Genomic DNA, 6651 nt, shown 5'->3' with positions numbered 1-6651 from the left:
TGCCAACGCTGCATCAAGCAGCGTCTTTCGGCCGGTTGGGATGGCACCGTGCCATCCCTTTATGTGCAACTCCACCATGACTTACTCCACCGTCACCGTGACAGGCCGTAGATGCTGGCTGTGCCGGGTCTGGGCATGATTGAAGGCACCGACCCAGAGGTAAGTCGGGGTGCCTTTCTTGAAGGCGATGTCGTAGTCCGAGCCGGTATCAAGCTTTCTTTTGACTTCCATGGACCAGATACCGTTCATCCATTTGGACACCGCAGTGACGTCACCGCGGTCGCCGACAAATTCGCCCTTGATTATGACTGCGGGCATGATGGTACCGACGGGATAGGTGTCGAGTGTCGGATCGAATTCCACCGTGTCGGCTTCCGACATGAACAGGGCAACTGCGTCACCGGCATTCGGGTCGAGGTCAACGGACTGGAATTGATCAAGCAGGGAAGGGTCTTTGGGGAGGCGTTTGGGTGTTACAATCCCATCGGAATAGCCTTCCCAGTTCATGTAAAAGCCACCGCCGTCACTAGGGTCCTTGGTGTAACCTCCTGTGTAACGCCCCTTTGCCTTGGGCTTCATGGGCGCGCCGAAATAGTTATCGTCGATCTGGTTCATGATCGCGTTTCCCGACCGTACCGATTTCCAGTGCCAGACGTCGACGATGCTGCCATCAGTGGTGTAGTGAAGTCCGCGGCCTCCAGAAGGGCCAGGCTTTCCATCCAACGGCTTGTCGCCCAGATGGATGGAGCCGTTACCCGCAACTCCGCCGCCCGCAGCAAGCATGACGCCGAATTTGTCCTCGTAGTAGTCGTCTTCATCCTGAATACCGAATTCGGTCTGAACGACTTTCCAACCTTCTTCAGTCTTTTGCAGCGGCAAGTGTTTCTGACTGCGGTTTTCGTCGGGCCATTGAAACAGACCGTAGAAATACCCGCCTGAATATCCGGCTCTGACACTGACATCGATCTCACCGCCCGGTGCATTGGCGCCGCGCATGGTCGGGATGATGATCTGATCGAGGCTCGACCAGACCAGATCGTCGGGCTGACCGTCCAATTTGGGTAGATCGCTCATTTTGCGAAGGGTAAGGGCCTGGTCCGATACGGTTTCCAGGCCGTAATACCCGGCGGCCAGCGCACCGCCCGCAACGAATGCGGCGCCTGCTGCAACGGAATAGGCAGGGACGGGCCGAACGATTTTCAGGACCTGCCAGATACCGCCGTAAAGAGCCAGGGCGGCAATATGCACCGCGATGTAGACCGGAATGCTCCACGCTGAAATCTGGTGGACAAGAGCAATTGAGGCGAATGGCAGCGCACTTGGGAAAAGGTCCATCAAAATACCGGTAATGCCGGCAATAATCAGGGACAAGAATGCCAACCAGTAAACGACGATGTTAACAGCTCGCCACTGCAATTGTGCACCTTCGCTACCGGTGAGTTGTTTGAAAACAGCACCAGACAAGGCAATTCGGCTGAAGAGACCGGCACGCCACAGGAACACGATATAGGCTGCACAAAGACCCAGGAAACCAATTGCCGACCAGAGGTGCCAGACGATGACGTTGCCTTGCGGCAAGACGCCGGAGACCGCTTTGGCCCAGGACGAATCCGGCATGTCTGCCGCAATGCGCAGTCCGGTGACGAGGCTGAAGATCAGCGTCCCGACAAGACACCAGTGAACAACGACAGTGGGCAAGTCCGATCTTGGACGTCTGGGAGCCACCATTGATTTCTTCCTCCAAGAAGAGTGTAAAGATCACCGGTACCGATCCGGTGCCCAACTTGAGGCCCGAACGCTCGCTCCCCCATGCGGGTTTTCGATCCAAGTGGTGGTCAGATCCTTGTCGGACGTTTACATGAACGGCCATAGAACACATGTCGGGTGAATTCGTTTGAGACATCCGTTCGACGTTTTTTGAGTTCAGGTTTACGCTGCCCGACATGCATAAAATTGCGCCGCAAGGGATGAATCTACGGTGATTGATTTTTCAGAAAATGGCAGGGCCGCGTTCTGCAGATTGTTTGTACTGGCTGTAGCTGGCTTCTATTTGTGCCTTGATTTATATGAAGAATTTTTTCTGAAAGAAACTGAACCTCAAACCGGTCTCATGGCGTACCATCATTGGATTGAGATCATTGTTGTGGCCCTGGTCATTTGGTTGATATGGCTGGAAGTAAGAGCTGCCCGAGAGTTGAGGGACAAGCTAGCTGAACAGAAGGCCGTAAACCTGCGTTTATCTGATGGGGTTGCGAACCGCATATCAGCAAAGTTTACCGATTGGGGCCTGACCGCAGCCGAATCCGAAGTCGCCTGGTTGTTGATCAAGGGGTTCAGTTTCATCGAAATTTCAGAATTGCGACAGGTGAAGTCAAAGACACTGCGCCAACAGGCAAGCAGCGTATATGCCAAGGCGGCTGTTGGTGGACGCAGCGAATTGACGGCGGTGTTTCTGGAGGAATTGCTGGGCGACGAGATGCGATCATCAAGCACCGTGTCGGGGTAACCGTTTCGCTGTGGTTTTCATGAAGTCGAGCGTGCTGCCACGCGCTGGGCAGGTCGTTGTGCCACCAGCTCATAAAAGGCTGAACTTGAGACGTCGCAAAACATCTGACGCGTTCTTTGCTGTTATGATCGGACCATGAAAGAATCAGTAGACGATCTGACATTCGATCCCGATTTCACCCGCGCTCATCAATATTTCCGTGGGCAAGTGGCCTACAAACCTTCTCCCTTGCGTGAGGCGCTCCACCCAGGAGGTTCGCCGCTCTGGCTCAAGGATGAGACTTCGCGCATGGGACTCGGTGCCTTCAAGGCGTTGGGCGGACCATATGCCGTGGCCCGTCTGATCATGGAGGCCTGGAAAAGCGAGACCGGAGAAGACATAACGCCTTCCCGATTGAAGGATGCGGACTTGCGCGCCTTTGCGTCACGGCAGAGCTTTGTCTGTGCAAGTGCAGGAAACCACGGTCTTGGGGTCGCCGCAGGGGCGAAAGAGCTTGGAGCCAAAGCACGTATTTATCTGGCAAAAACAGTACCGGCAGGTTTCGATGACCGTTTGAAGGAACGTGGTGCCGAAGTGGTTCGGGCTGGAGAAACCTATGACGACAGCGTGGCCGAGGCGATTGCAGATGCCGAGCGGACCGGTGCGACCCTGTTGGCCGATGGCACATGGCAGGGCTACACCGAGATCCCGAAACTGGTGATGGAAGGCTATACCGTTATTGCAGAGGAACTGCGGGCGGAATTTGAGGCATCAGGCGTATGGCCGACCCACGTTTACCTGCAGGCCGGTGTTGGTGGACTGGCCGCTGCAATGGCACACATGATCCGGAAAAACTGGTCAATTCAACCGGAACTGATTGTCGTGGAACCGGAAGCCGCGCTTTGTCTGAAGGCAAGTCATGACGCAGGTCGTCCCGTGCGTGCAGAGGGTCCCGATAGCAATATGGGGCGGCTTGACTGCAAGGAGCCTTCGATTGTTGCCTGGCAGACCCTGGAGCGCTGCAACGTTCGATACGCGAATCTAAGCGAAGAAGAAGGGGAGTTGGCAGCGGAGGCCGTCACCGGCCTCGGACTTGCCACCACACCGTCGGGAGCAGCAGGCTATGGCGCGCTTTGCAAGGATGTTGAGACCGGCCGCCTTGATGCAGATGCGAGATCGCTTGTGATCGTTTCCGAGGGCCCGGCCTAAACAGGTACAGACCACATTCGTGCAAACGATGGGAAGGGAGAGAACGTTTAGCCTCTCCGCCTGCGTCTGCGACGTTCACCCCCCACCGCAGTGTCGGCTGTCGGCAACTCTTTGCGCTTCGGCAACTCGATCGCAGTCTTCAGGTTCGGGAACGGGTCGACCTTGTTGGGAAGGGCCATTGCGTTGACGAAGTGCTCCTGAAATTTCGGTTCCAGCGCGGTTTCGATCTTCTCGATATCTCGGACTGTCTGTTCGATTTCCCGGCGATATCCTCTGTTGAGCAGCGCCATCCGCGCCCCGGTGCCGGCTGCGTTGCCAACACCCGAAACACCATCGAGTTGGCAATCGGGGATGAGACCGAGGATCATTGCATATTTCGGATCGATATAGCTGCCGAACGCTCCTGCAAGGCGGATCCGGTCGAGCTCATAAGTGCCGAGCTTATCCTGCAGCAGCTTGACGCCGGCATAAAGAGCACCTTTGGCGAGCTGGATTGCGCGAATGTCGGTCTGAAGGATGGATATCTCCACGCCATCATTTGCGATCATATAGGAAAAGGTCCGGCCTTGTGCCTGAACACGAGGCGTACGCTCCGCCATGGAACCGTCAATGACACCATCTTCCGTGATCAAACCGGCAAGAAACATCTCGGCGACTGCCTCAATGATGCCGGAGCCGCAGATGCCGGTAACACCGACGCTGTCAATTTTTTCCGCAAAGCCGTCTTCATTCGACCATTCGTCGACACCGATCACCTTGAAACACGGTTCCAGAGTGTCCTTGTCGATGCGGATGCGCTCGATTGCTCCCGGGGCGGCTCGCTGGCCGGAAGAAATCTCCGCACCTTCAAATGCCGGTCCTGTAGGAGAGGAGGCGGCAAGCAGGCGGTGCTTGTTGCCCAGGACGATTTCAGCGTTGGTTCCGACATCGACCAGAAGCGTGATTTCCTCGTGGCTATAGGGGCTTTCCGACAGTGTTGCTGCTGCAGCATCGGCGCCAACGTGACCCGCAATGCAGGGCAGCATGTAGACCCTGGCACCCGGGTTCAGCTCCAGATCAAGATCGCGAGCGTTCAGAACCATCGCATCGGATGCGGCCAGAGCGAAGGGAGCGCCTCCCAATTCGACCGGATCAATTCCCAGGAACAGGTGATGCATGACCGGATTGCCGACAAACGTGGCATCAAGTACATCCGATCGCTCCGCACCGACATCTCCGACCAGCTTTCCGATCAATGCGTTGATCGCATCGCGCACGGCTTTGGTCAGATCCGGCAACTTCGACGGGTTCATCTGCACATAGGAAACCCGCGACATCAGATCTTCACCGAAACGGATCTGCGGATTGGATGTTCCCGCCGAGGAAACCGTACGCCCGTTCTTCAGGTTGCACAGATGCGCTGCAATCGTCGTTGAACCGATATCAACCGCCAGACCATAGACGGCTTTCTTGGCACCCGGCCACAGAGCAACAAGCGTCGGTGTCTGATTTTCGTCCTGGTAGATCGCTGCCGTGACAGTCCATTGCCCCTTGCGCAATACACTTTGAACACTCGGCAGAAGTACCGGGTCGACCTTCAGGCCATCGAGGCCTGTCTCGGCGATCAGTGCCTCCCGCAGGCGATCGATGTCACCTCGAGGGGTTTCCATATCAGGCTCGTCAATCGAAACGGTGACCAGGGAAACCGCGCTGTCCGGGTCGATATGCTTGGCTTCCGCGCGCTTGCGCACCACCTGGCGGTTGGTTTGCGCGTCGGTTGGTATGTCCACCACCAGATCGCCCAGGATCTTCGCCTGGCACGACAGGCGCCGGTCAGCCGGGAGGTTTCGAAGTGTCGCATATCGGGCTTCCGCCTCGGTCGCACCTTCAAGGTTTTCTGCGGTGCTTGTCAGATTTTCCTTGGCAAATGTACCCTCGGACACTGCGATCTGACACCGTCCGCAAATCCCGCGGCCGCCACAGACAGATTCCACATAAACGCCAAGAGATCGTGCAGCGTCGAGAAGTGGCGTTCCAACGGCAAATGTTCCCCGTCGTCCGCTGGGTTGAAAAACGACTTTGGCGAGTTTGGTTTCTTCGGTCATCGGTGCCTTTTGGACTTCTTCAGGTCGGTTTTACCGTCCTGGTCTTTGGGGTGAACCTTATCCAGTCTCTCTCGCACGAAGCAACGGAGCGTTCGGTCGCGCGTTACCAACCGGAAATACGTACGACCACCATTCTATGCACAAAACCCTCCCCAAAAAGGGGAGGGAGTGGGGTGACGATCACCCGTCTTGGGGAGGGAGGAGCCCCAACAAATGTTCAGGTCCGGATTCAGCCCGCAGACCTCCTTGCAGCCCGACCTCCGCGACGGCGGCCGCCTGCCGACGCACCTTCCGCCGGTGCAGCGGCGGCGCCTGCGGCAGCTGCCGGCTGATGATCACGATAGGTCATGATCCATTCCTGGCAATTCGGGTCGGTACCGTTCAGAACGTTCGCCGCACGGACAGCTTCCATTTCCTGCGGTCGGCACGGGTTCATGATTGCAGACGTCATGCCTGCACCGATGACCATCGGGATAAAGCCGGCGTTGATGCCGTGACGATGCGGCAGACCGAAAGAAATGTTGGAGAGGCCGCAGGTCGTGTTGACTTTCAGTTCCTCGCGCAGGCGGCGCAGAAGCTGGAATACCTGCTGACCGGCGGTGCCCATGGCCCCGATCGGCATGACCAGTGGGTCCACGACAATGTCGTGTGCGGGGATGCCGTAATCCGCCGCGTGTTCAACGATTTTCCGTGCAACTTCGAACCTGACATCCGGGTCCTCGGAAATACCGGTCTCATCATTGGAGATCGCGACCACTGGAACATCATATTTCTTGATAAGCGGAAGGATCGCTTCGAGTTTTTCCTCCTCGCCTGTTACCGAGTTCACAAGCGGACGGCCCTTGGTCACTTCAAGCCCGGCCTTGATAGCTT

5 protein-coding genes are annotated in these 6651 nt (G+C 56.7%); 2 read left to right on the top strand and 3 right to left on the bottom strand.

The genetic code is table 11. The annotated features are described in order from the left end of the window. Positions 1 to 81 precede the first annotated feature (81 nt). Positions 82 to 1728, bottom strand: a complete 1647-nt coding sequence (locus K5905_RS24015; RefSeq protein WP_297588724.1) for an ethylbenzene dehydrogenase-related protein — start codon at positions 1726 to 1728, stop codon at positions 82 to 84. A 250-nt stretch (positions 1729 to 1978) separates the two neighbouring features. Between K5905_RS24015 and K5905_RS24010 the strand changes: the two genes are divergently transcribed. Together K5905_RS24010 and K5905_RS24005 are read left to right on the top strand one after the other, a co-directional pair. Beyond that, positions 1979 to 2506, top strand: a complete 528-nt coding sequence (locus tag K5905_RS24010; RefSeq protein WP_297588722.1) for a hypothetical protein — start codon at positions 1979 to 1981, stop codon at positions 2504 to 2506. Between the two features lie 135 nt (positions 2507 to 2641). Beyond that, positions 2642 to 3694 carry a pyridoxal-phosphate dependent enzyme gene (locus K5905_RS24005; protein WP_297588719.1) on the top strand — a complete coding sequence of 351 codons (1053 nt, stop codon included), beginning with the start codon at positions 2642 to 2644 and terminating at the stop codon, positions 3692 to 3694. 47 nt (positions 3695 to 3741) lie between these two features. Here K5905_RS24005 and K5905_RS24000 read toward each other — a convergent pair whose 3' ends face one another. Together K5905_RS24000 and K5905_RS23995 are read right to left on the bottom strand one after the other, a co-directional pair. Beyond that, entirely contained in the window at positions 3742 to 5778 is a 2037-nt protein-coding gene (locus K5905_RS24000) for an ASKHA domain-containing protein (RefSeq protein WP_297588717.1), read from the bottom strand. Positions 5779 to 6007: 229 nt separating this feature from the next. Beyond that, positions 6008 to 6651 (bottom strand): dihydropteroate synthase (locus K5905_RS23995; RefSeq protein ID WP_297588714.1); only part of this gene is annotated, 644 nt, incomplete at its 5' end.

This window comes from Roseibium sp. (genome assembly GCF_025698965.1).
GTDB lineage: Bacteria > Pseudomonadota > Alphaproteobacteria > Rhizobiales > Stappiaceae > Roseibium.
Note: the sequence above shows the minus strand (reverse complement) of the source record. Positions and strands in the feature narration are given on the sequence as shown.

Coding starts and splice junctions, on each gene's coding strand:
- K5905_RS24015 (WP_297588724.1), bottom strand. CDS start 1,728: ATGGTGGCTCCCAGACGTCCAAGATCGGACTTGCCCACTGTCGTTGTT.
- K5905_RS24005 (WP_297588719.1), top strand. CDS start 2,642: ATGAAAGAATCAGTAGACGATCTGACATTCGATCCCGATTTCACCCGC.
- K5905_RS24000 (WP_297588717.1), bottom strand. CDS start 5,778: ATGACCGAAGAAACCAAACTCGCCAAAGTCGTTTTTCAACCCAGCGGA.